We start from the raw sequence: 20,384 nt of genomic DNA on the forward strand, positions 1-20,384 counted from the left end.
GGCTACGCGAGCACCGAGAAAGTCATCGGCTGACCCTTCGAGACGCTCGCAAGCTCGCTCCTCAGGGATCGAAGAACTCGGTGTCCCACCCCGACCACTGAGGAGCCGCCGAGCGGGCAAGGCGGCGTCACGAAGGGCCCTGATCCGGCAGCGGCACAACCCGGTCGAGGAAGTCGACCTGGTCGGCGACGACCTCCTCGAACGCCTCCCCGCGATAGATGTCGAAATGGCCCTGCGGATAGCGGATGAACTGTGTCGTCGGACCCTGCCGCGCAAAGCGGACCGTCGGCCGCGGCGGCGCGACCGTGTCGCGGTCGCACACGCAGACGAGCACCGGGCAGGTGATGTGCTGCAGCGCCCGCCCGGGCCGATGAAACGGGATGCTGAGACCGATTCGCGCCGCGACCTCGTTGGTGAAGGATTGTCCGTCGGGGATAAGCGGAAGGTATCCGTCCACGACGTCCGGCGCGGTCATCAACGCCGCCTCGTGACCGACTCCGGCCAACCCGACGGTCACCGGCCCACGACCCAGCGCCGACGACGCGAGATCGACGACGGCACGCGAGGTGACCTTCAGCGCCGACACCGGGTCGAGAGCGAGGGTCGACGCGAGGCCGTCGGTGAACGGACATTGCGCGATGACCGCCGACACCCGCCCATCACGCGCACCGGCGACCATCACATGACCACCGCCGAACGACGTCCCCCACAACACCACGCGGCCGTGATCCACCTGGGGAACCGTCCTCGCGTACGCGATCGCCGCGGCCCAGTCCTCGAGTTGACGCTTGATGGACAAGAGCTGACGCGGCCGGCCGTCGCTGGCACCGAAATGCCGATAGTCGAACACCAGGCAGGCATAACCGGCGTCGCAGAACCGTTCTGCGAAGGCGTCGAGCCGCATCTCTTTCACGGCTCCCAGACCGTGTGCCATCACCATGATCGGCGCGGGTTGCCGGGACTCCGGCAGGTACAGCCACCCTCGACACGCGTCTCGGCGCGCTCCACTCCCGGCGTCACCTGAGAGGAATTCCACGTCTGCCCGCGACACACGCAGACCGTATCCCGAGTCGATGACGTCGACAACACACAGGCACCCGACGGCGAACACGCAGGCGCGTTGCCTACCGTGGTCACCATGCGCGTACTCGTCAGCGGTGGTGCCGGCTACATCGGCTCACACACCGTCATCCGCCTCGCCGACGCCGGTCACGACGTCGTGGTCGTCGACGACTTCAGCAATGCGAAGCCGACCGTCGTCGGGCGTCTCGAGGCCCTCACCGGCCGTCCCGTCGCCGTCCACTCCTTCGACCTCACCGACGTCGACAAGACCGAGCACCTGTTCAGCCACGAGCCGATCGACGCGGTCATCCATTTCGCCGGGTTCAAAGCGGTGGGCGAATCGGTGGCCAAGCCGCTCGACTACTACCAGAACAACCTCGACAGCACGTTCTCCCTGCTGCGGGCGATGGGACGCCACGACGTCCGCACCCTGGTGTTCTCGTCGTCGGCGACTGTGTACGGCGCCGAACCCTCACTGCCGATGACCGAGGATCTGCCGACGTCGGCGACCAACCCGTACGGGTGGACGAAGGTGATGATCGAACAGATCCTCACCGACGTCGCGGCGAGCGACAACCGGTGGCGGATCGCCGCCCTGCGCTACTTCAACCCCGTCGGTGCACACGCCAGTGGCGACATCGGCGAGGATCCGAGCGGCATCCCGAACAACCTCATGCCGTTCGTCGCGCAGGTCGCCGTCGGACGACGCGAGAAGCTGTCGGTGTTCGGCGACGACTACGACACCCCCGACGGCACGGGTGTGCGCGACTACATCCACGTCGACGACCTCGCCGCCGGCCACGTCGCGGCGCTCGACCGGATCAGCCACGCCGACGACCCGATGTCCATCTGGAATCTCGGTACCGGACAAGGTGTTTCGGTGCTGCAGGTGATCCAGGCCTTCGAACGGGCCAGCGGACGGCCGATCCCCTACGAGATCGCCCCCCGACGACCCGGCGACATCCCCGCCTCCTACGCCGACCCGACCAAGGCCAATACCGAACTCGGCTGGCGGGCCACCAAAACCATCGACGACATGTGCGCCGACACCTGGCGCTGGCAGTCGAAGAATCCGGACGGATATCCCGACGCCTGACCCGCGTCTCGACGACGACGGACCAGATCCGATGGACCGGGCCCGCGACGCGATCGGACCAGGGAAGGGCTCAGCCCTGCGGCGCCAGCACGGCGTCGTCGACACGATAGATCGTGACGTTGCCCTGCCGGAACACCGGTGCCAGGCCGGGCGCGCCGTGCAGCCGCAGCGCGAGGAACGGGTCACCCTGCACCCCGTTCTCGGGATCGGGCACCCCGTTCTGGAACGGCCAGTAGCTCGGCGGACTGTCGATGACATAGCGCACGTTCATGTCTCGCACGATCTGATCGATGTGCGGGTCGGCACCGATCATCGAGACACCCCAGTACAGATCGCGCTGACGCTGCGAGAAGTCGTTGGCCCGATAGAACGGGAACAGCGGGGTGAGTCCGGTGACCGGGTAGATCCAGCCCGTGCCCTGGTCGAGGTTGTTCAGGATCAGTGAATCCCGGGCGCCCGGTTGTCCTTCCAGCCAGTGGTACGCGGCGAGGTCGTCGGGCCCGATGTACTTGCCGCCCCGCTCCTTCGACGCGATCTGGGCATCGGCGGCGTAGCGCACCACCCCGGCCCCCGCGATCAGGATCATCAAGACCGCGACGGCCGCGGGCATCGCCCATCGCGCCCGCGCGGAGCGGCCCCTCTCGTCCGACGACAACCACCCGCCCACCAGCCGCGCCACCGCCAATGCGATCACCCCGAGCGCGAGCCCAGCGGCCGCCGCCGAGAACATCGCGACGACGAACGTCAACCGGTGCGGCGAATTGTAGAAGTAGCCGCCGATCGCACCCAGCGGATAAGACAGGGCTCCGAGCGCGACCACCGAGTTGGCGGTGACGAGAACGAACACCACCCACCCGGCCAGACCTGCCCAGCAACGCATCCATGCGAGCACACCGAGACCGAGCAGGGTGAGGATGATCAAACCCCACAGCGGATAGTGCTGCTCGAGCGGGATCGTGCCGTTGAAGGCGGCCTGCCCCAGACCCTTCAGGACCCCGATCCCCTCCTCACGGAAATCGAAGAACGGCAGTTCGTTGGTGTCGGCGACCGAGATCGTCCCGTAGACGACCGGCGCGATCCCGACCACCGTGATCCCGCCGGTGACGACCAACGTCAGCACATCGGTCAGGCGCCCGTACGCAGGACGCCACAGACCTTCCAGAAGCCACCACAGCACGACGATGACCCCGGCGAGGATGAGCCCCGACGGATGCGTCGCGGTCACACCCGACAGCGCGACCGCGGCGGGCAGGACACGTCGCCGGTCACGAACCGCGCTGATGACCAGCATCGCGGCGATCGGCGCGATCGAGACCCCGACCGCGTTGGGCACCGACGTCAGCTGCACCTCCACATACGGCAGTGACGGGAACAGCGCCGACACCGCGGCCGCCGCCCCGGCGAGCACCGCCGAACGATTCGCGTCGAAGCGGTGACGGGCGAACCAATAGGCCAGTGACGCGACACCGAACGGAACGGTGATCGCGAGAACGGCGGGCGAGTACGTGTTGTAGAGCTCGACCGGATTCGCGCCGGTGAGCGGCATGATCACCGCACCGAGCGCGTGCCAGGTGTTCGGGTAGTAGTTGAAGCCGTGGGTGTCGTAGTTCATCAACTCACCCATGCGCAGCGCCGAGCCGACCCCGGTCTCGTGAATCCACTGCAGCGAGCTCGCATGCCACAGCGAATCCCACACCTGCGAGATGTTGTTCAACCCGGCGAACGCGGTGTTGACCAGCGGACGGATGCACGTGATCGCGATGATGACCGCCCCGACGAGCACCCCACCGATAAGGGCGAGGGTCGCGCGCCGATCGAGCGGCGGGTCGTCGGGAGTCGGCTCGGGCGTCAACCCGCGCAATCGTCGGGTGCCGAGCACCGCCGCGTACGCCCAACCCGCGAGCAGAGTCAGCACCACTGCCAACAGCGCCGTCACCGCGTTCCACTCGAACCCGATCGCCGAGTAGAGGACGGTGAACACGCTGACGACGGCGAAGGTGATCGGCGCGCCCGCCGCGATCGCCACCGGCCACGGCAACGTCATCCGGCGTCCGACCAGGGCACCGGGCACGACCAGCACCAGGGCCGTCACCACGGTGACCCACGCCCCCAGCATCATCGCCCGCAACCTCCCGCATCCTCACGAATCACGATGAGGTTACCGGTCGTGCACCTCGCCTCGTCCGAGCGCATCGCCCACCGGCGACATCGTCGCGACCGCGATCCGACGATCCGCGCGGTGCCCGACGACGACCACCACCAGGCAGACCACCGCGGCGAGGGCCCCGGCACCGAACATCCACGGATAGGTGACAGCGCTGAAGGTCTCCGAGATCCAGGCGAGCAGCGCCGGGATCGCAAACCCCAGATAGGTGACGCTGTAGAACACCGCGGTCAGGCCCGCCAGATTCGACCCGCTCACTCCGCTCCCGGCGTCGGCCAGATTCGACCCGCTCACTCCGCTCCCGGCGTCGGCCAGATTCGACCCGCTCACTCCGCTCCCGGCGTCGGCCAGATTCCCTGCATCTGCGATCCGCTGCACCTCGAGCAGTCCGGCGATCATCGCCATGCCGTACCCACACCCCAGGACCACGGCTGCGACCAGCGACAACCAGATCGTCAACTGCACGGCCGCCGCGGCGGCGAGCGCCATGCCCGCGGCCAGCACGATCAACGCCAGCACCGGACCGCGGGCACGATCCGGATCGTCGATCCGTCGGCCCAGCGACTGGATCCCGAAACCCGCACCCAACCCGAGCACGCAACACAGTGAGGCGAAGGCGATCGGCGCGCCGGCGGTCCGCGCCGACATCAGCGCCGGGATGATCGCGTACGCCGACGCGGCCGCACCGAACACCCACGGCGCGACCGGGACCACGACCGACACGAACCGCCGGTGTCCTATGCCGCGGATCCGAAGATCATCGACGAGACGCCCACGGACGGTCTGACGCCGGCGGGTCTCGGGCGCGCGGGCCAGCGCCGCCAGCGCGGCCGCCGCGAGCGCGATGTTGACCGCGTACGGGGTCACCGTCGGCCACGGACCCCACTGCGCCAGCACGCCGGCCAGTCCGGCCCCGACACCGAAACCGGCGGTCAAGCTCATCGCCGCTCGACGCGCACCCGCCCCCGGCCGGTCCCCGTCGCGAGCGCTGATCTCGGCGATCCAGCTTCCGCCGACGGCCATCGACAACCCCAGCGCGACACCGCTGGCGATGCGACCCGCACTGAGCAATGCCAGCGAATGCGGTCCCACGGCGAGCAGCAACGATCCGAGCGCGGCGAACACCGGCGCCGGGATCATCAGGGGACGACGACCCAGACGGTCCGACAGAGGCCCGCCGATCAGCAGCGCCGGAACGATCCCCAGCACATAGGTGAACAGCAGACCGTCGACCGCGACCGCCGACAGACCGCCGTCCTGCCGGTACATCACGAGCAGGGGCGTGAATTCGTTGCCACCCCACGCCGCGGTGAACACGGCCAGCGACACCGGCAACCACCGTCGGCGTCGGGCGACCTCTGTCGGCGCCGCGCGCCGGGCCGTCGTGAGACTCATTGTCGGCCTCGCAGCGTCGTCGTCACGTCCCGCAGGTCGTGCACACCGGCCAGATGCACGACGACCGCGGCGGCGAACGCGTCCGCGTCTCCACGCTCGATGTCGGCCAGCAGGGCGCGGTGGTCGTCGAGGATGCGAGACGCGACCGCCGTGTTGCGGTGGACGCTCGACGTCGTCATCCGCCGGTGCCGCTCGCCGAGGCTCACGTAGAAGTCGGCGAGGAGCGGGTTGTCGCCGGCCGACACGATCAGCTGATGGAACTCGACGTCGAGGCGCGAGAACTCGGCCAGATCGTCGGGGTCGACCGCGGAATGCGCGGCCACGTTGTCGCCCAGCTGACCGGCCAGGGCCACCCGATCGGCGGCATGGCCCGCGATCCCTCGGACGGCGTGCTCCTCGAGCAACGCACGCGCCTCGACAACATCGCGGGCCTCTCGATCGGAGATCGGCACCACCAGCGCACCGCGCTTCGGGTACAGACGCATCCAGCCCTCGGCCTCCAGACGGAGGAATGCCTCCCGCACCGGGGTCCGGCTGACGGCACATCGGGTAGCCACATCGCCCTCGCTGATCAGCTCACCGCCGGCAATCCCGTTGGTGAGGATTTGGGCCTTGACCTCGCGATATACGCGTTCAGCAGCCGATTCACCGCTTGTGGACAACATAGACACAAGTTGCATCTTATCAACCCGAACGATCAATCGGGGGGCACCTTGATCCGGCCGCTCAGGCGGTGCGACACTGATCGGGTTCCGCGCCCGGGTTCACCTCTCGTCAGGACGCGGTGGTTCGTGGTTCGGCCGGAGGGCAACCCCATCCAGAGTCCCCCGAGACCAGCAGATGTAGGGGCGCCCCACTGACGTGGCGCCACCGTCGACACCCGGTGATCGATGCGGGTTATCAGGAGGAGAACCGTGGCCAGCACGGCAGACAACGCCCACACCGACAAGGCGGGCGCCCCGTTCAACGAGCCGACGATCGACGAGTTGCCGATCACCGACGAAGAGATCTTCATGGCCCACGTCGGTGGGAAGCTCTCCGTCGAGTTGCGGGCGCCGATCGACACCCAGCGCGATCTGTCGATCGCCTACACCCCGGGTGTGGCACAGGTGTCCCGCGCGATCGACAGCGAGACCCATCTCGTGAACAAGTACACGTGGACGGATCGGCTGGTCGCAGTGGTCAGCGACGGGTCGGCAGTGCTCGGTCTCGGCGACATCGGTCCGCGCGCGTCGCTGCCGGTGATGGAGGGCAAGTCCGCGCTGTTCCGTACCTTCGCCGGACTCAACTCGATCCCGATCGTGCTCGACACCAACGACCCCGACGAGATCGTCGAGACCCTGATCCGCCTGCGGCCCAGCTTCGGCGCGGTCAACCTCGAGGACCTCTCGGCGCCACGCTGTTTCGAGATCGAGCGGCGCGTCATCGAGGCGCTCGACTGCCCGGTCATGCACGACGATCAGCACGGCACCGCCATCGTCGTGCTCGCCGCCCTGAAAGGTGCACTGCGACTGCTCGATCGCGACGCGCCCGACCTCAAGGTCGTCATCTCCGGTGCCGGTGCGGCCGGCGTCGCCTGCGCGAACATCCTTCTCGCATCCGGCGTGCCCGACGTCATCGTCCTCGATTCGCGGGGCATCGTCAGCGCGGACCGCTCCGACCTCAACGAGGTCAAGCAGGACCTCGCGGCCCGCACCAATCCCCGCGCGCTCTCCGGTGGCGCGGCCGAGGCGATGGCCGGCGCCGATGTGTTCATCGGGGTGTCCGCGGGCACCATCGCCGAGGAGTTCGTCGCCTCGATGAACGCCGACCCGATCGTGTTCGCGCTGTCGAACCCCGATCCGGAGATCCACCCGACGGTCGCCGAGAAGTACGCAGCCGTCGTCGCCACCGGGCGCAGCGACTTCCCCAACCAGATCAACAACGTGCTCGCGTTCCCCGGCGTGTTCGCCGGAGCGCTCGACGCCGGCGCCCGCCGCATCACCGAGGGCATGAAACTGGCTGCGGCCGAGGCGATCTTCTCCGTCGTCGCCGACGACCTGCGTGCGGACCGGATCGTCCCGAGCCCGCTCGACAAGCGCGTCGCACCCGCTGTCGCCGCAGCTGTCGCGGCAGCGGCGCAGGCGGAAGACAACGCCTGACCCCGGATTCAGGGCAATGGTCCGCGACTCGCGCGGACCATTGCCCTGAATCGGTTGTCAGTCCCGGTTCTGCCAGGTGCAGAGGCAGATCTCGTTGCCCTCGACGTCGGCGAGCACCCACCATTCCGGCGCGAACTCGTCGGTGACCAGCGTGCCGCCCGCGTCGACGGCGGCCGCGATGCGCTCGTCGACCACGTCGTGTGGCACCCACAGGTCCACATGCATTCGGCTGCGCTGCGGCCGGGGTTCGTCCATCTGCTGAAACCACACCCCGGGCAGGATTCCGGCGGGGTCGGTCAGGTCGATGTGCGGGTTGTCGGGTTCGTCCTGATAGCCGAGAACGGCCAGCCAGAACGGGCGAATGGCCGAGATGTCGAGCGCATCGATCGCGAGGTCGAAACGTCCGGGTGGCGCGGGCAACGGCTCGAGGTCCAGGTCGGCCGCGATCCCGGCGATCGCATTGGCCAGCGAGACGTCGGCTTCGGTCAACTTCTTCGCGCTGTGCGTGGTGAGCGCGAGATGCACTGAGCCGTAACGCAGGTCGATGTCCGGGTGATGCTGGACGGCCTCCGCGGCATCGATGATCTTCGCAACGAACTCGCCGCCCTTGACCATGCCGCCGGTCTTGTACGCGGCGTACACGGTGTCGGCGAGAACACGCCATGGTTCGGAGAGGGCTTCGGTAGCTTGGGCACCGCTGACAGGTGTTCCAGTGGATCCGGTCATGATTCGACACTACGACCGTACCCGCGATCTGGGTACCCTACTGATGTGCTGCTGCCGGCCCGGATCGCCCAGGGTGTCGCGGACGGGACAGTTGACCTGGCCTTCCGCCGATGGAAGGCGGTCCGCGTCACGGTCGGCTCCACTTTCATCAGTTCGGCAGGCGTCGTCGAGATCGTGTCGGTCGAGCAGATCGACCCCACCGACATCTCCGACGACGACGCCCGGCGTGCGGGATTCGACTCGGCCGAACAGGCCGTCACCCGACTCCGGGCGCCCGACGGCCGCAGCACGTCGACCCGACCGGCGGCGGATGGGGCCGATCCGTCCTTCCGGGTGGGTCTGCGGTACGCCGGACCGGATCCGCGGATCGCGTTGCGCGCCGACGATGAACTCTCCGACGACGACGTCGCCGATCTGCGGCTTCGGCTCGCCCGTCTCGACGATCGGTCCTCCCACGGGCCCTGGACCCGGTCTGTGCTCGACGTCATTGCGCGCCGACCGGCGGTCGCCTCCACCGAACTGGCGGCCGAATTGGGCAGGGGCCGGCCTGATTTCAAGCTCGACGTCCGCAAGCTCAAGAAGTTGGGACTGACGCGAAGTCTGGAGGTGGGCTACGAGTTGTCGCCGCGAGGTCGCGCATTGCTCGCGAAGCTCGATGAGCCCGGCGCCGACGGCGCATAATCGACCCATGCCCAGCCCGCCGCCGGCACGCCACCTGCTGCGCGCCAAGGATCTCGTCGACGCCCGCTTCGCGGAGCCCCTCACCGTCGACGACATGGCCTCTGCCGCAGGATTGTCCCGCGCGCACTTCAGCCGGACATTCGCGACAACCTTCGGCGAATCGCCGCACGCATATCTGCAGACCCGTCGACTCGAACGTGCGGCCGCGATGTTGCGCACCACGGACAGATCGGTCGCCGACATCTGCATGAGCGTCGGCCTGTCCAGTGTCGGGTCGTTCACGACGAGTTTCAGCAAGGCCTTCGGCGCGACACCGACCGCCTACCGCGCGTCCTTCCCGCCTGCACGGGCATACGTGCCGGTGCCTACCTGCGTCATGCGCCTGTTCACACGGCCCGCGCCGACCACTCGCGCCGACAAGACAGCACAGGGGAAGAAGAGCGCCGGCCATCCCACCTCGTAGCGTGGACCTCACCACACACGATGAGGCGCCGCGAGCGCCGAAAACGAAAGGTGAACAACATGATTCGCGTTGCGAGCGCGCAGCTCTGGGTCCACGACCAGGATGCCGCACTGGACTTCTGGACGAGCAAGGTCGGTATGGAGCTCCGGCAGGACGTCAGCTTCCCGGAGATGGGCGGATTCCGATGGCTCACCGTCGGCCCGCCGGGACAACAGGATGTGTCCATCGTCCTGATGGCCATCCCCGGACCCCCGATGATCGATGCGGGAACACAGGGAGAGATCGCCTCGCTCACCGCGAAGGGCTTCGCCGGGACGGTTTTTCTCACCACCGACGACTGCCAGGCGTCGTACGACGAACTCACCTCGCGCGGTGTCGAGTTCACCGAGGCGCCGGAGCAGCGCCCCTATGGCATCGACGCCGGTTTCCGTGACCCATCGGGCAACAGCGTGCGCCTCACGCAGTTGGCACCGGACCTCGCGTCTGCGTGAGGCGGAGGCCGGGCGCCGATGGCGGATCTTCGTGACCGCCGTATCACCGAGGCCCGCAGGGCGCAGACTGAGCTGATGAAGCGGACGTCCCGGCGGTTCGGATTGATCAGCGGTGTTGTCGTGGTCGCGGCGATGGCGACGGGTGTGCTCGGAGGTGCGGCGTCAGCGGCGCCGTACCCCGTGACGACCGACGTGAACACAGCCATCGCCACCGGCTTCAGCCGCCCGGCGACGACCGCTCCTCCGGGATCGAACCGCCCCGGCTGCCAGGATCGCACCGGTCGCGATCCGGTGATCCTCCTGCACGGAACCGCACTGAACCAGGACGCCAACCTCGCCTATCTCGCCCCGACACTGGCCAACGCCGGCTACTGCGTGTTCAGCCTGACCTACGGCCAGACGAGTTGGAGCGGCAACGTGGGCGGCCTCGGCGACAAGGACCGGTCGGCCCGACAGGCCGCGACCCTCATGGACCGCGTGCTCGCCGCGACCCACGCCCGAAAGGTCGACTTCGTCGGGCACTCGCAGGGCGGTGCGATCGCACAACTGGTGAGCCAGCTTCCCGGTCGCGCTCAGCACATCGACGCGATCATCGGGTTGTCGGCTCCCAACCGCGGCTTCTCGCGCACCGGGAACATCACCGACCGCCTGCCCGCCGCCGAACGAGAGCCCGGCGAGAACGACTGGGGACCACGACACCCGGGCATCCGATACGTCAATCTGGCGACGACGTTCGACGAGATCGTCACCCCGTGGCAGAACTCGCTGATGACGCCCGGCGCCGACGTCACGAACACCCGAGTCCAGGACGTGTGCCCGACCTCGCAGATCGGGCACCTCGGCATGGCGTTCTCCCCGACGGTCGCCGCGCTCGTACGCAACAGCCTCGATCCCGGTGACCGCGTGCCGATTCCCTGCGGCGACGACTACCCGGGCTGACCGCCGACCGCCGGTTTGGAGCGGCGCGGCACCCCTCGCTACACTCGTGAGCGCTGCCGCGCGCAGCACGCCGCCCTAGCTCAGTCGGTAGAGCGATTCACTCGTAATGAATAGGTCAGGGGTTCGATTCCCCTGGGCGGCTCCACGAGTAACAGCAGGTAAAAGCAGTTTTCGCGGCGACACCTGTCATTAGACCGCGCGTTTGAGGGCGACGATCTCACACGTGTCGGAAAGCTCGGCGCGTCCGTGCGTCTCGCGTGACGTCCAATCGTCTCAACTGTCAAGTAGCATCACCGCGTGACCATACGGAGACCGCATGGGTGATAGGCGGCCGTCCGTACGCGCATCCGACCTGGTTCGCATCATCGAGCGTCACTGTGGACCGCCGATCCGCCAGAACGGTTCACACCGTCGATACAAGGGCAACGATGCTGAGTTCACGTTCGCATATCATGACCGTGTTGAAATCAACGGGAACATCGTCCGGCGTGTCCTAGTTAAAGATGTCGGACTTAGCGCGCAGGACGCACGGAGAGAGGTGTGAGTTGATGACTAGCAACACACAAGTGGTTGTCTACCGCTCCTGCATGTCCGGCGGGCCCCAGTGGCAGTTCTACTCCATGCCCGAAAGCATCGTCGGCGGTGCAGACGATCTAGATGATGCACGCCAACAGTACCGTGATGCTCTCGCATTCTCACTCGACGTTCCGACCAATCAACTTCCGGAGATTCGCGAGCTCGTCGAGTATGAGGCGGATAAGGGTACGGGCATTTGGATTCGTGGAGAACTCGACTCCGCCACACTTGAAGGTGCGGTGCGGGTTCTGACGACGTATGTATCGAGCCAGTCCGCCGATCAGGTCCAATGGTTCTTCGAGCAGCCAGCGGCCAGTGGCGACGCAATCATTGTTCCGGTCGAGCCCATCGACACCCTGGGTTCAGTCACCTCACAAATGACCCCGTTCGACTCAGTTTGGGTCGTATCGCGAGGGACTCACGGCGACGGCAGCAATATGCTGCTCTGGCTTGCCCTGGAAGGCCATTCCGCGGAGTCAAACGACGACGTTGAGGCAAAGAACCTTGGAGACCTGGGGCTCACGCCTGACAGCACTTTCGCTGACTTGTTCCGCGGTTTTGGTCTGTATGCGGGAGCCAGCGAAGCTGGCGCCGGAGGAGGTGAGCCGGGCAACCACCCCGCGGAGGACGACTCTGCGGTCGCTGATCTACTGGCTGCGTTGCGGGAGTCCGTGCGTTCACACGACAGCAATCTGACAGAGGATCACGGGTACACCCGTGTAGCGGTCTAGAAACACGTAACCCTCTACGCGGCAGACCCTTTCGTTGACATGGAGCGCGTGGGCGGCCGTTAGCGACGGCTATCGGATCCACAAGAACCCGTCGAGAGCCCATTTCGGCGTTAGCCCCCAAGGACTCGTACCCGAGTGGCGTGTCCCCCGTGATCCGGTCCGGGTTCTTCTAGAGTCCTGATTGCCCTGATGAGGGCGGAGAAGGGACGATGAAGGACATGGCAGGACGTAAGCGGCATTCGGCGGAGGACATCGTGCGCAAATTGCGCCGAGCCGACGAGCTGGCGGCTGACGGCAAGACCGGTGAGGAGATCGCTGCCGATCTCGAGGTGTCGGCGGCCACGTTGTACAACTGGCGCCGCCAGTACGGCGGCATGGACGGCGACGGCGCGAAGGAACTCAAAGAGCTACGCGAGCAGAACGGCCGCCTCAAACGCCTGCTCGCTGATGCCGAGTTGGAGAAGGACGCGTTGCGGGACATCGCCAAGGGAAAATTCTGAGCCCAACCGCCAAACGGGCCGCCATCGAGATGCTCAAAGAGGTCAAGGGCATGTCAGAACGCATGGCGTGCAAGGTAGTTGGGCTTTCCCGTTCCGCGTATCGGCGGCTGCCGCAGGCACACACCCCGGCCGATCCCGATGCCGCACTACGCGAGCAGCTTCGCACCTATGCCCGTAAGAATCCGCGGCACGGGTTCCGGCGGGCGTGGGCGCATCTGCGCTTCGACGACGGCATCGAGATCAACAAGAAGGTGCACCGGTTGTGGAAAGAGGAGGGCCTGCAGGTTCGCCGCGCTCCGCGGCGTAAACGGGCGGGCCAGTCATCGGTGCCGATCATCGCCGCGGACGCACCGAAGGTAGTGTGGGCGTTGGACTTTCAGTTCGATTCGACCGTGGATGGGAAGAAGGTCAAGATCGCGTCGATGGTGGATGAGCACACCCGGATGTCGTTGCTGAACATTGTGGACCGGTCGATCCCGGCTGAGCGGTTGATCGAGGAGTTGGAGAAGGTGTTCGCGATCTGGGGTGGCCCGCCGATGGTGCTGCGGATGGACAACGGCCCTGAGTTCATCTCAGAAGCACTACAAGCGTTCTGCGCGGGGTCGGTGGGGATCTCCTACATCCCGCCCCGGCACACCCTGGAACAACGGGTTCATCGAGTCGTTCAACAACCGGCTGCGCGACGAGTGCTTGAACCGCAACTGCTGGCCCACCCTGCTCGAGGCCCGCGTGGTCATCGAAGACTTCAAAGACAACCACAACCACCGACACCGACACTCAGCGCTGGGCTACCAGACCCCGGCCGAGTACGCTGCCGGATGCACCCACAAACATCCCGTGGGCTGCGAGATCGACTGACGATCACAACAAGGAACTGGCTCTAGAACTGCCTGGACCGGTTATCGGGGACCTGCCACGAGACCACATGATCCATCGGTGCCGACGAGGTGCCGACGCGCGACAACTCGACGCGGTGCTGACCCCCGCAGACGACGACCGGCGTGCAAACTCGTTCGCCGGCGTATCGGCGATGGCGCTCGGAACCTTCCTCGCAGAAGTTCGTCACAAGCAACCACTCAGTCTTGCGACGTTCAGAAGATGGCGGAGTTCGCTACATACTGCGAGTTCCGGCTTCGATAAGGTTGTGGGCGCACACGTCGTCGACCTCACAGGCAATCACTGGGATTGATAGGACGCCATGAACGAGCACAAAGACGCTGCGTTGCAGCCAGGCGATCGGATCCGCGTCCGTTTCGGTCGCCGTCTCGTTGACGGAGTGGTCACCAGCGTGCGTGGTGGGCAAGTACATGTGGAGTTGAACATCGACGGTGCCGACGAACCAGTTTCCGGACTATACGACGAGAACCAGCTGGCCGCCGTCTAGATTGGTGCCTGACCTGCGGCGCCCGCCGTTGCGGACAGGGCCATGTCGTCGGTGAGCCCATTGAGCACATCATCTGAATGCCCGTCACGGGAGGCACACGCCAACTGTCGTCGACCGAATGTTAGGTTCACCTAAGTATCATCGAACCTGACGGAGGCCTCGCATGACGTCCGCATCCACCCGCACCCGATCGTGGGCCATCGCCCTGTTGAGCGCGGTCGCCCTCGTGCTCGCGGCCTGCGGCGGCACAGACACCGACGATGCCGCGGCGCAGACGCGGACCATCGACACACCCGCCGGCCAGGTCGAGGTACCGGTGCATCCCGAGCGGGTCGTCGCCACCCACAACATCGGCACCCAGCCCCTCCTCGACCTCGGCATCGTCCCCGTCGGCATCGCGAAGGTGCCGTCGTCGATCGTCATCCCGGAGTACGCGAAGAAGCTGCAGGATGTACGGGTCGTGGCCAATGGCGAGAACATCAACGTGGAGAAGATCCTCGAGCTGAAGCCCGATCTGATCCTCGCGCACAGCAACACCAACAGCGGGGTTCTCGACCAGATGCGGAGCGTGGCGCCGGTCGTCCTCGTCCCGATCGAGGGCGAACTCCGCAGCGACTGGCAGAAACGGGTCGGCATCATCGCCGACGCCGTCAACCGACCCGAGCAGAAGAAGCAGCTCGACGCGGATCTGGCCCGTCACGCCGAGGCCGTCGCCGCGTCCCACACCGACGCACTGCGCGCGGCGCGCATCAACTTCCTCGACTCCTACGACGACGCCGACTTCTGGGCGTACGGCCCCGAGTCGATGGTCGGGAAGATCCTCACCGCGGCCGGTGCGCAGTTCGCCCCGTCCGCAACGACGATGACCGCCACCCGCGGGCCCGGCGAGGCACAGCTCTCCCGCGAGAAGCTCGGCGACCATGTGGACGGATCGCTGATCCTCTACAGCTCGACGATGAGCGATCCGGTCAAGCCGTTCGGGAAAGTCGCCTCGGTCGTGAATTCCCCGTTCGTCGCGGACTCCGCGGCCGGGCGGGCAGGCAATGTCCACCCCGGCGGGTACGGCCTGGTCAGCAACTATGGTCAGGCCAACGACATTCTCGACCGCTTCGACACCGCTCTGGCGCAGTACCGCAATCCGTGAGACGCGCGCACCCGCGAACGCAGATCAGGCTCGCCGCCACCTCCCTATAGTGGAGGCAGGACCACCGGTCAGCGGCGGCGCCGACGGGCATCACCCGGCTGGCGACACCCGATGGCAAGACCCGATCGCCCACCACGAGGAGCAGACGATGTCGGACTTCATCAACAAGATCAGGGACGAGGCGAAAGCCGTGTCCGCCGCGATCGACCAAGAGCTCACCGTGCTCGAGGGTGTGGACGGCTACGACGCGCTCCGCGACGACGAGGACTCGGCGGACAGGGGCGGCGACGGCGGCAACGGTGACACCGACGACGGCAGCGACGACACCGAGGGCGGCGGGACGCCTACGAAGTAGTTCCGCGGTCGTGGTCGCGCGCCGACTCCCCGACATCGCCGCGCTCGACGTCGTCGTGACGGTCGCCCGCCTGGGCAGCATGGGCGCCGCCGCCCGCGACCTCGGCATCAGCCAGCAGGCGGTCAGTGCGCGCGTGCGCGGCGTCGAACGAGAGCTCGGCATCGAGATCTTCATCAGGTCCGCCGGCGGCGTCGATATCAGCACCAACGGCATGCCCGTCCTCGAATGGGCCAACGCCCTGGTCGAACGAGCCGCCCAGTTCATGGCCGGCGTCGACACACTCGTCGGCGCCCGCCATGCCACCCTCGTCGTCGCCGCATCGAAGACGGTCGCCGAATACCTGGTGCCGATCTGGATCAGCACACTCGCGCATCGCAGCGACGTGAAAATCTCTGTGCGGCCGATGAATTCGACCGAGGTGATCGACACCGTCCACGCGTCAGACGCCGACCTCGGGTTCATCGAGAACCCAGGGCCGGTCACCGATCTCGATTCCGCGGTGGTCGCCCGCGACGAGTTGGTCGTGGTCGCGGCACCGGGTCATCGCTGGGCCGACGGACGGCCGGTGTCGCTGGAGGAACTGGCCGCCACCCCCCTCATCCAACGCGAACACGGTTCCGGGACGCGGGTCACCTACGAAGCAGCACTGAGGGATTCGGGCGTCACACCAGCCGAACCCTTGATCGAACTGCGGTCGGTGACGGCGATCAGGGCGTCCGTGCTCAACTCACCGGGCGCCGCGGTACTCTCCCGACTGTCGATCGACGACGACATCGCCGCCGGCCGACTCGTCGAGATCGCCGTCGCCGGTCTGCGCATGGTGCGTCCGCTGCGCGCGGTGTGGACGCCGAGCATCACGCTGCGCGGCCCCGCGCGCGATCTGCTCGACATCGCGATCGCGACCGGCCGGGCGACGTCCGGCCCTACCGCTTGAGTCCCGGGTTCTCCGCGTACACCTCCTTGATCAACGACATGTCGAAGATCTGCTCGGGTTTCAGTGTGTAACCGGCCTTCTCGAGGGCGACGATGTTCTCCTCGATCAACGCATCGGTCATCGTGAGCAGGCCGTTGGCGTCGGTGTCGGCGGACACGACGAGCCCGTTCTGCGCGGTCGCCTCCTTGGTCTGCTCGGCCTCGTCGAGCCCGAGATCCTTGCCGTACTCGGTGACGGCGAGCCTGGCCGAGCCGGCCGGGTCGGCGACCGCGTCGTACCAGCCCTGGATGTCGGCCTCGAGGAAGGCCTTCACCTTGTCGCGCTCGTTGTCGATCGTCTCCTGACGCACCACCAGCGTCTCCGCCACGAGCGGCAGGTTGAAGTCGGCGAACAAGAAGTTGGTATTCGGGAAACCGCTGGCGGCCAGCGTGATCGGCTCATTGGTCACGTACGACACCCACCCGTCGACATCCCCTTTGGTCAAGGGCGTTGGATCGTATTGCACGGTGATCTTCTGGACGTCGTTCTCGGTCATCCCGTTCGCGGTGAGCAACGCCTTGAAGACGTTCTCGTTGGACGCCTGCACACCGATCTTCTTGCCCTTCATCTCTTGCGGCGTGGCGATCGGGCGGTCTACCGATGACACGATGCAGAACGGATTCTTCTGGAACGTGGCCGCGACGGTCATCAGCTTGGCACCCTGCAGGATGACGGGTGCGGTCAGCTGCGGCGCGGTCATCCCGATCCACACCTTGTTGGAAGTGAGCCCGGTCTCGACGCCGGTTCCCGCCCCTCCGCCGGTGATCAACTCGGGCGTCCCGACCCCGGCCTTCTCGAAGTACCCCTTTTCCAGCGCCCAGTACTCACCGGCGAACTCGATGTTCTTCTGCCATGACAGTTGCACTTTCGGATTCGTCGACGAAGCGCCACCGCCGGAATCGCTGGTTCCGCTGCTGCATGCCGCGAGCACTCCGGTCGCACCGAGAGCACCGACGGCGCCCATCCCGGTCAACGAATACCGCAGGAACGAGCGCCGGTCGAAGGCGGCACGCCCGATGGAGTTGTTCATGTGTTCCCTTCCATTCCCCCGGATCCGATCCCGGGACATCAGTTCTGCTGCATCCCCATCCGGCTGAGGACGAGGGTCTCCGCGACGCCGACGATGGCGTAAAGGACGATCGAGGCCACCGTGATGACAAGAACCGATGCCCACAGCTCGTCGTAGGCCGCGGCCGGGAGTGCTTGCTGCAGAGTCGCTCCGAGACCCGTGTTGGTTCCGAGCCATTCGGCGACGGTCGCCCCGACGAGCGCTCCGGGCACGGAGACCTTCGCGGCACTGAACAGCGACGGGACCGCCGCGGGGACCGCCGACCGGCGCAGCACGGTCAGGGGACTGCCGCCGTAGACGGTGATCACGTCGTCGATCTGCCGCGGCGCGTTGGCGAGGCCGGTCATGATCATGACCAGGGCGGGGAAGAACACCACGATGCCGCCCATGATCGCCACGACCGCAACGCCGCGTCCGACGACCAGCGTGATGAGCGGCGTCATCGCGACCAGCGGCACCGACCGCAGCAGCATGGCGATCGGCATGAAGGTCTGCGCCGCCGGCCGCGACAGCACGAACAGGGCGGCCGTCAGGATCGCCGCGATCATGCCGACGACGAAGCCGATCGCCGCGTCGCCCAACGTGATCCACAGGTTGTCGAGGATCTCACCGCGCGCGACATCAGCGTCGGGAGCGGTGAACAGGTACCCGAACACGTCGACCGGGGTGCGCCCGATGATCGGCCCGATGTCGGGGAACGCGAGCAGAAACAACCACCAGATGACGAGAATGAGCACGAACGACAGCAGCAGCGATCCGAGGAACCGGCCGATGCCCGCCACGCCCGCCGCGGTCACCGCAACACCGCCATCCCGGACGACCACCGCGTCGCGAACCGCGCGACGACACTGATCGCCGCATAGGCCACGCCGGCGATGGCGCCGCTGAGCAATGCGATCGCCCACACCTCGGGGATGTCGCCGCGCTGCTGAGCCACGATCATCGCCGGCCCCGCCCCTTTGTCGGGCATCGCGAGGAACTCACCGAGGACCGCGCCGAGGACGGCGGCCGGGGCCGCGATCTTCACGGCGGCAAGCGTGCTCGGCAGCGCCGACACCGAGCGCACCCGCCACAGCTGCGACATCCGTCCGCCGCCGTAGACCTTGACCAGGTCCAGACTTCCGCGCGCCGGAGACCGTAGACCGCTCAGCGTGCCGATCATCGTGGTGAAGAAGACCGAGATGGCGGCGAGGAACACGATCATCGTCTGGACCTGCGCGAAGGCGACCTGGATGATCGGCGCAACCGCGATGATCGGCGTGCAGTAGGAGATGATCGCGAGTTGCGTCGCGAGGCCCTCGATCGGCGGGATGAGCACCACGACCACTGCGAGGCCGATGGCCAGGCCGTTGCCCCACAGAAATCCGCGCAACGCGAGTTCCACTGTGGACGAGAAGTTCTCGACGTAGAAGGACGCTCCGGTGTCGGCGATGGTCGCGAGAACGGCACCCGGGGTGGGTATCGTGCCGTGAAACCATTCCCACGCGCCGGCGGCCCACCACAGGAGGATCAGCCCGACGATCCCGAGGATTCCTGCATACCAACGGTTCCCGGTCCGACGATCACCCACCGGTGGTCCCGACGACGGGTGCCGCGTCGGCGACCCCGGCCGCTCCCCCGGTGCCGAACAGCAGACCGGACAGGTGATCGTGGATCGCATGGAACTCGGGTGTGCGCATCATCTCCGGCACGCGCGGTCGCGGCAGATCGATGGGGACCATCTCGATGATCCGGCCCGGCCGCGGACTCATCACCGCGACGACATCGGAGAGGAAGACCGCCTCGGCGATCCCGTGGGTGACCATCAGGGTCGTCGCCGGCTTCTCCGTCCAGATGCGCAGCAACTCGATGTTGAGGCGCTGCCGGGTCATGTCGTCGAGGGCACCGAAGGGCTCGTCGAGCAACAGCGCCGTCGGCTTCACCACCAGGGCCCGGGCGATCGACACGCGCTGTCGCATACCGCCGGACAGGGTTGCCGGCTTGGACTTCTCGAATCCGGTCAGCCCCACCAGCTCGATCAGGTCCGCGATCTGCTCGTCGTCGACGGGCACCCGGCCGACCTGCAGCGGCAGTTTGATGTTCGACTCGACCGATCGCCACGGGAGCAGCGCCGAATCCTGGAACGCGATGCCCAACTCGTGATCTCGCTGCAGCTCGGCGGGAGACTGCCCGTTCATCAGCACCCTGCCCGCGGACGGCTCCTCGAGGCCGGCCAGGATTCGGAGCACGGTCGACTTCCCGCAGCCCGACGGTCCGAGCAATGACACGAAGGAGCCCTCGGGCGTCGCGAGGGACACGTCGTCGAGTGCGGTGACGCTCGACGACCCACGCACGGTGCGAGTGCTGAAGGTCTTCGTCAGGTCGGTGATATCGATGCCGGTGCCCGGCGGCCGCGGATCGGCTGCGCTCATGGATCGTGACGTTAGGAGCCGGGTGTTGCTGGCTGATTACCGCTGAATTATCAGTGTCGCACCACTGGCAACATCGCCCGGTG

The 20,384-nt window shown here is 66.8% G+C and carries 20 protein-coding genes, 1 tRNA gene and 1 pseudogene; 13 read left to right on the plus strand and 9 right to left on the minus strand.

Going from position 1 to position 20,384, the window contains the following annotated elements; all coding sequences use genetic code 11:
* Nucleotides 1-127 precede the first annotated feature (127 nt).
* Nucleotides 128-1,051 (minus strand): alpha/beta hydrolase, encoded by a 924-nt coding sequence (locus tag QSJ19_RS21010; RefSeq protein ID WP_502876298.1) that lies wholly within the window; start codon nucleotides 1,049-1,051, stop codon nucleotides 128-130.
* Nucleotides 1,052-1,138: 87 nt separating this feature from the next.
* Between QSJ19_RS21010 and galE the strand changes: the two genes are divergently transcribed.
* Complete coding sequence (gene galE / locus QSJ19_RS21015; RefSeq protein ID WP_286322954.1) at nucleotides 1,139-2,158, plus strand: UDP-glucose 4-epimerase GalE; 1,020 nt, start codon at nucleotides 1,139-1,141, stop codon at nucleotides 2,156-2,158.
* Nucleotides 2,159-2,228: 70 nt separating this feature from the next.
* Here galE and QSJ19_RS21020 read toward each other — a convergent pair whose 3' ends face one another.
* The 3 genes from QSJ19_RS21020 to QSJ19_RS21030 are packed head-to-tail and all read right to left on the minus strand — an operon-like array spanning nucleotide 2,229 to nucleotide 6,382.
* Entirely contained in the window at nucleotides 2,229-4,277 is a 2,049-nt protein-coding gene (locus tag QSJ19_RS21020; protein WP_286322955.1) for a DUF6541 family protein, read from the minus strand.
* 39 nt (nucleotides 4,278-4,316) lie between these two features.
* Nucleotides 4,317-5,717 carry an MFS transporter gene (locus QSJ19_RS21025; RefSeq protein ID WP_286322956.1) on the minus strand — a complete coding sequence of 467 codons (1,401 nt, stop codon included), beginning with the start codon at nucleotides 5,715-5,717 and terminating at the stop codon, nucleotides 4,317-4,319.
* Nucleotides 5,714-6,382: a GntR family transcriptional regulator gene (locus tag QSJ19_RS21030; protein ID WP_286322957.1), complete on the minus strand. Its 669-nt coding sequence runs from the start codon at nucleotides 6,380-6,382 to the stop codon at nucleotides 5,714-5,716. Before QSJ19_RS21030 ends, QSJ19_RS21025 begins: the two co-directional genes overlap by 4 nt.
* 249 nt (nucleotides 6,383-6,631) lie before the next feature.
* On the opposite strand from QSJ19_RS21030, the gene QSJ19_RS21035 reads away from it, so the two are divergent.
* Nucleotides 6,632-7,858 carry an NAD(P)-dependent malic enzyme gene (locus QSJ19_RS21035; RefSeq protein ID WP_286322958.1) on the plus strand — a complete coding sequence of 409 codons (1,227 nt, stop codon included), beginning with the start codon at nucleotides 6,632-6,634 and terminating at the stop codon, nucleotides 7,856-7,858.
* A gap of 57 nt (nucleotides 7,859-7,915) precedes the next feature.
* Here the strand turns inward: QSJ19_RS21035 and QSJ19_RS21040 are convergent, their stop codons facing one another.
* Nucleotides 7,916-8,584, minus strand: a complete 669-nt coding sequence (locus QSJ19_RS21040) for a 4a-hydroxytetrahydrobiopterin dehydratase (RefSeq protein ID WP_286322959.1) — start codon at nucleotides 8,582-8,584, stop codon at nucleotides 7,916-7,918.
* Between the two features lie 45 nt (nucleotides 8,585-8,629).
* On the opposite strand from QSJ19_RS21040, the gene QSJ19_RS21045 reads away from it, so the two are divergent.
* The 11 genes and pseudogenes from QSJ19_RS21045 to QSJ19_RS21095 all read left to right on the plus strand — a co-directional run bounded on the left by QSJ19_RS21045 (nucleotide 8,630) and on the right by QSJ19_RS21095 (nucleotide 16,782).
* Complete coding sequence (locus QSJ19_RS21045) at nucleotides 8,630-9,265, plus strand: ASCH domain-containing protein (RefSeq protein ID WP_286322960.1); 636 nt, start codon at nucleotides 8,630-8,632, stop codon at nucleotides 9,263-9,265.
* Between the two features lie 7 nt (nucleotides 9,266-9,272).
* On the plus strand, nucleotides 9,273-9,728 hold the full coding sequence (locus QSJ19_RS21050; RefSeq protein ID WP_286322961.1) for a helix-turn-helix domain-containing protein: 456 nt from the start codon (nucleotides 9,273-9,275) through the stop codon (nucleotides 9,726-9,728).
* A 59-nt stretch (nucleotides 9,729-9,787) separates the two neighbouring features.
* Nucleotides 9,788-10,219 carry a VOC family protein gene (locus QSJ19_RS21055; protein WP_286322962.1) on the plus strand — a complete coding sequence of 144 codons (432 nt, stop codon included), beginning with the start codon at nucleotides 9,788-9,790 and terminating at the stop codon, nucleotides 10,217-10,219.
* Between the two features lie 75 nt (nucleotides 10,220-10,294).
* Complete coding sequence (locus QSJ19_RS21060; protein ID WP_502876300.1) at nucleotides 10,295-11,158, plus strand: esterase/lipase family protein; 864 nt, start codon at nucleotides 10,295-10,297, stop codon at nucleotides 11,156-11,158.
* Nucleotides 11,159-11,227: 69 nt separating this feature from the next.
* Nucleotides 11,228-11,303: transfer RNA gene (locus tag QSJ19_RS21065), tRNA-Thr, on the plus strand.
* Nucleotides 11,304-11,706: 403 nt separating this feature from the next.
* Nucleotides 11,707-12,465: a hypothetical protein gene (locus QSJ19_RS21070; protein ID WP_286322963.1), complete on the plus strand. Its 759-nt coding sequence runs from the start codon at nucleotides 11,707-11,709 to the stop codon at nucleotides 12,463-12,465.
* Nucleotides 12,466-12,683: 218 nt separating this feature from the next.
* Nucleotides 12,684-13,823, plus strand: a pseudogene (locus tag QSJ19_RS21075) (IS3 family transposase).
* Nucleotides 13,824-14,163: 340 nt separating this feature from the next.
* Nucleotides 14,164-14,349 (plus strand): hypothetical protein, encoded by a 186-nt coding sequence (locus QSJ19_RS21080; RefSeq protein ID WP_286322964.1) that lies wholly within the window; start codon nucleotides 14,164-14,166, stop codon nucleotides 14,347-14,349.
* Nucleotides 14,350-14,512: 163 nt separating this feature from the next.
* Complete coding sequence (locus QSJ19_RS21085; RefSeq protein WP_286322965.1) at nucleotides 14,513-15,493, plus strand: ABC transporter substrate-binding protein; 981 nt, start codon at nucleotides 14,513-14,515, stop codon at nucleotides 15,491-15,493.
* Nucleotides 15,494-15,641: 148 nt separating this feature from the next.
* On the plus strand, nucleotides 15,642-15,848 hold the full coding sequence (locus QSJ19_RS21090) for a hypothetical protein (protein ID WP_286322966.1): 207 nt from the start codon (nucleotides 15,642-15,644) through the stop codon (nucleotides 15,846-15,848).
* 10 nt (nucleotides 15,849-15,858) lie between these two features.
* The gene (locus QSJ19_RS21095) at nucleotides 15,859-16,782 is read left to right on the plus strand and encodes a LysR family transcriptional regulator (protein ID WP_286322967.1); all 924 of its coding nucleotides are present in this window, start codon (nucleotides 15,859-15,861) and stop codon (nucleotides 16,780-16,782) included.
* On the opposite strand, the gene QSJ19_RS21100 is transcribed toward QSJ19_RS21095, so the two are convergent.
* From QSJ19_RS21100 to QSJ19_RS21115, 4 genes are read right to left on the minus strand one after another with little or no spacing between them, the layout of a single operon-like run.
* Complete coding sequence (locus QSJ19_RS21100) at nucleotides 16,772-17,851, minus strand: ABC transporter substrate-binding protein (RefSeq protein WP_286322968.1); 1,080 nt, start codon at nucleotides 17,849-17,851, stop codon at nucleotides 16,772-16,774. The two genes, QSJ19_RS21095 and QSJ19_RS21100, sit on opposite strands and share 11 nt — an antisense overlap.
* A 38-nt stretch (nucleotides 17,852-17,889) precedes the next feature.
* Nucleotides 17,890-18,687 (minus strand): ABC transporter permease, encoded by a 798-nt coding sequence (locus tag QSJ19_RS21105; protein ID WP_286322969.1) that lies wholly within the window; start codon nucleotides 18,685-18,687, stop codon nucleotides 17,890-17,892.
* Nucleotides 18,684-19,460, minus strand: a complete 777-nt coding sequence (locus QSJ19_RS21110) for an ABC transporter permease (RefSeq protein WP_286322970.1) — start codon at nucleotides 19,458-19,460, stop codon at nucleotides 18,684-18,686. Before QSJ19_RS21110 ends, QSJ19_RS21105 begins: the two co-directional genes overlap by 4 nt.
* A complete protein-coding gene (locus QSJ19_RS21115) occupies nucleotides 19,453-20,301 on the minus strand; it encodes an ABC transporter ATP-binding protein (protein ID WP_286322971.1) in 849 nt (282 codons plus the stop codon). Before QSJ19_RS21115 ends, QSJ19_RS21110 begins: the two co-directional genes overlap by 8 nt.
* Between the last annotated feature and the right edge of the window lie 83 nt (nucleotides 20,302-20,384).

The sequence above is a fragment of the Gordonia sp. ABSL11-1 genome (assembly GCF_030315685.1).
Taxonomy (GTDB): domain Bacteria; phylum Actinomycetota; class Actinomycetes; order Mycobacteriales; family Mycobacteriaceae; genus Gordonia.

Excerpts from the sequence above, each read along its gene's own strand:
- QSJ19_RS21115 (WP_286322971.1), bottom strand. The coding sequence starts at position 20,301 with ATGAGCGCAGCCGATCCGCGGCCGCCGGGCACCGGCATCGATATCACC.
- QSJ19_RS21100 (WP_286322968.1), bottom strand. The coding sequence starts at position 17,851 with ATGAACAACTCCATCGGGCGTGCCGCCTTCGACCGGCGCTCGTTCCTG.
- QSJ19_RS21030 (WP_286322957.1), bottom strand. The coding sequence starts at position 6,382 with ATGTTGTCCACAAGCGGTGAATCGGCTGCTGAACGCGTATATCGCGAG.
- galE (WP_286322954.1), top strand. The coding sequence starts at position 1,139 with ATGCGCGTACTCGTCAGCGGTGGTGCCGGCTACATCGGCTCACACACC.
- QSJ19_RS21090 (WP_286322966.1), top strand. The coding sequence starts at position 15,642 with ATGTCGGACTTCATCAACAAGATCAGGGACGAGGCGAAAGCCGTGTCC.
- QSJ19_RS21020 (WP_286322955.1), bottom strand. The coding sequence starts at position 4,277 with ATGATGCTGGGGGCGTGGGTCACCGTGGTGACGGCCCTGGTGCTGGTC.
- QSJ19_RS21055 (WP_286322962.1), top strand. The coding sequence starts at position 9,788 with ATGATTCGCGTTGCGAGCGCGCAGCTCTGGGTCCACGACCAGGATGCC.
- QSJ19_RS21025 (WP_286322956.1), bottom strand. The coding sequence starts at position 5,717 with ATGAGTCTCACGACGGCCCGGCGCGCGGCGCCGACAGAGGTCGCCCGA.
- QSJ19_RS21085 (WP_286322965.1), top strand. The coding sequence starts at position 14,513 with ATGACGTCCGCATCCACCCGCACCCGATCGTGGGCCATCGCCCTGTTG.
- QSJ19_RS21050 (WP_286322961.1), top strand. The coding sequence starts at position 9,273 with ATGCCCAGCCCGCCGCCGGCACGCCACCTGCTGCGCGCCAAGGATCTC.
- QSJ19_RS21080 (WP_286322964.1), top strand. The coding sequence starts at position 14,164 with ATGAACGAGCACAAAGACGCTGCGTTGCAGCCAGGCGATCGGATCCGC.
- QSJ19_RS21060 (WP_502876300.1), top strand. The coding sequence starts at position 10,295 with ATGAAGCGGACGTCCCGGCGGTTCGGATTGATCAGCGGTGTTGTCGTG.
- QSJ19_RS21040 (WP_286322959.1), bottom strand. The coding sequence starts at position 8,584 with ATGACCGGATCCACTGGAACACCTGTCAGCGGTGCCCAAGCTACCGAA.
- QSJ19_RS21070 (WP_286322963.1), top strand. The coding sequence starts at position 11,707 with ATGACTAGCAACACACAAGTGGTTGTCTACCGCTCCTGCATGTCCGGC.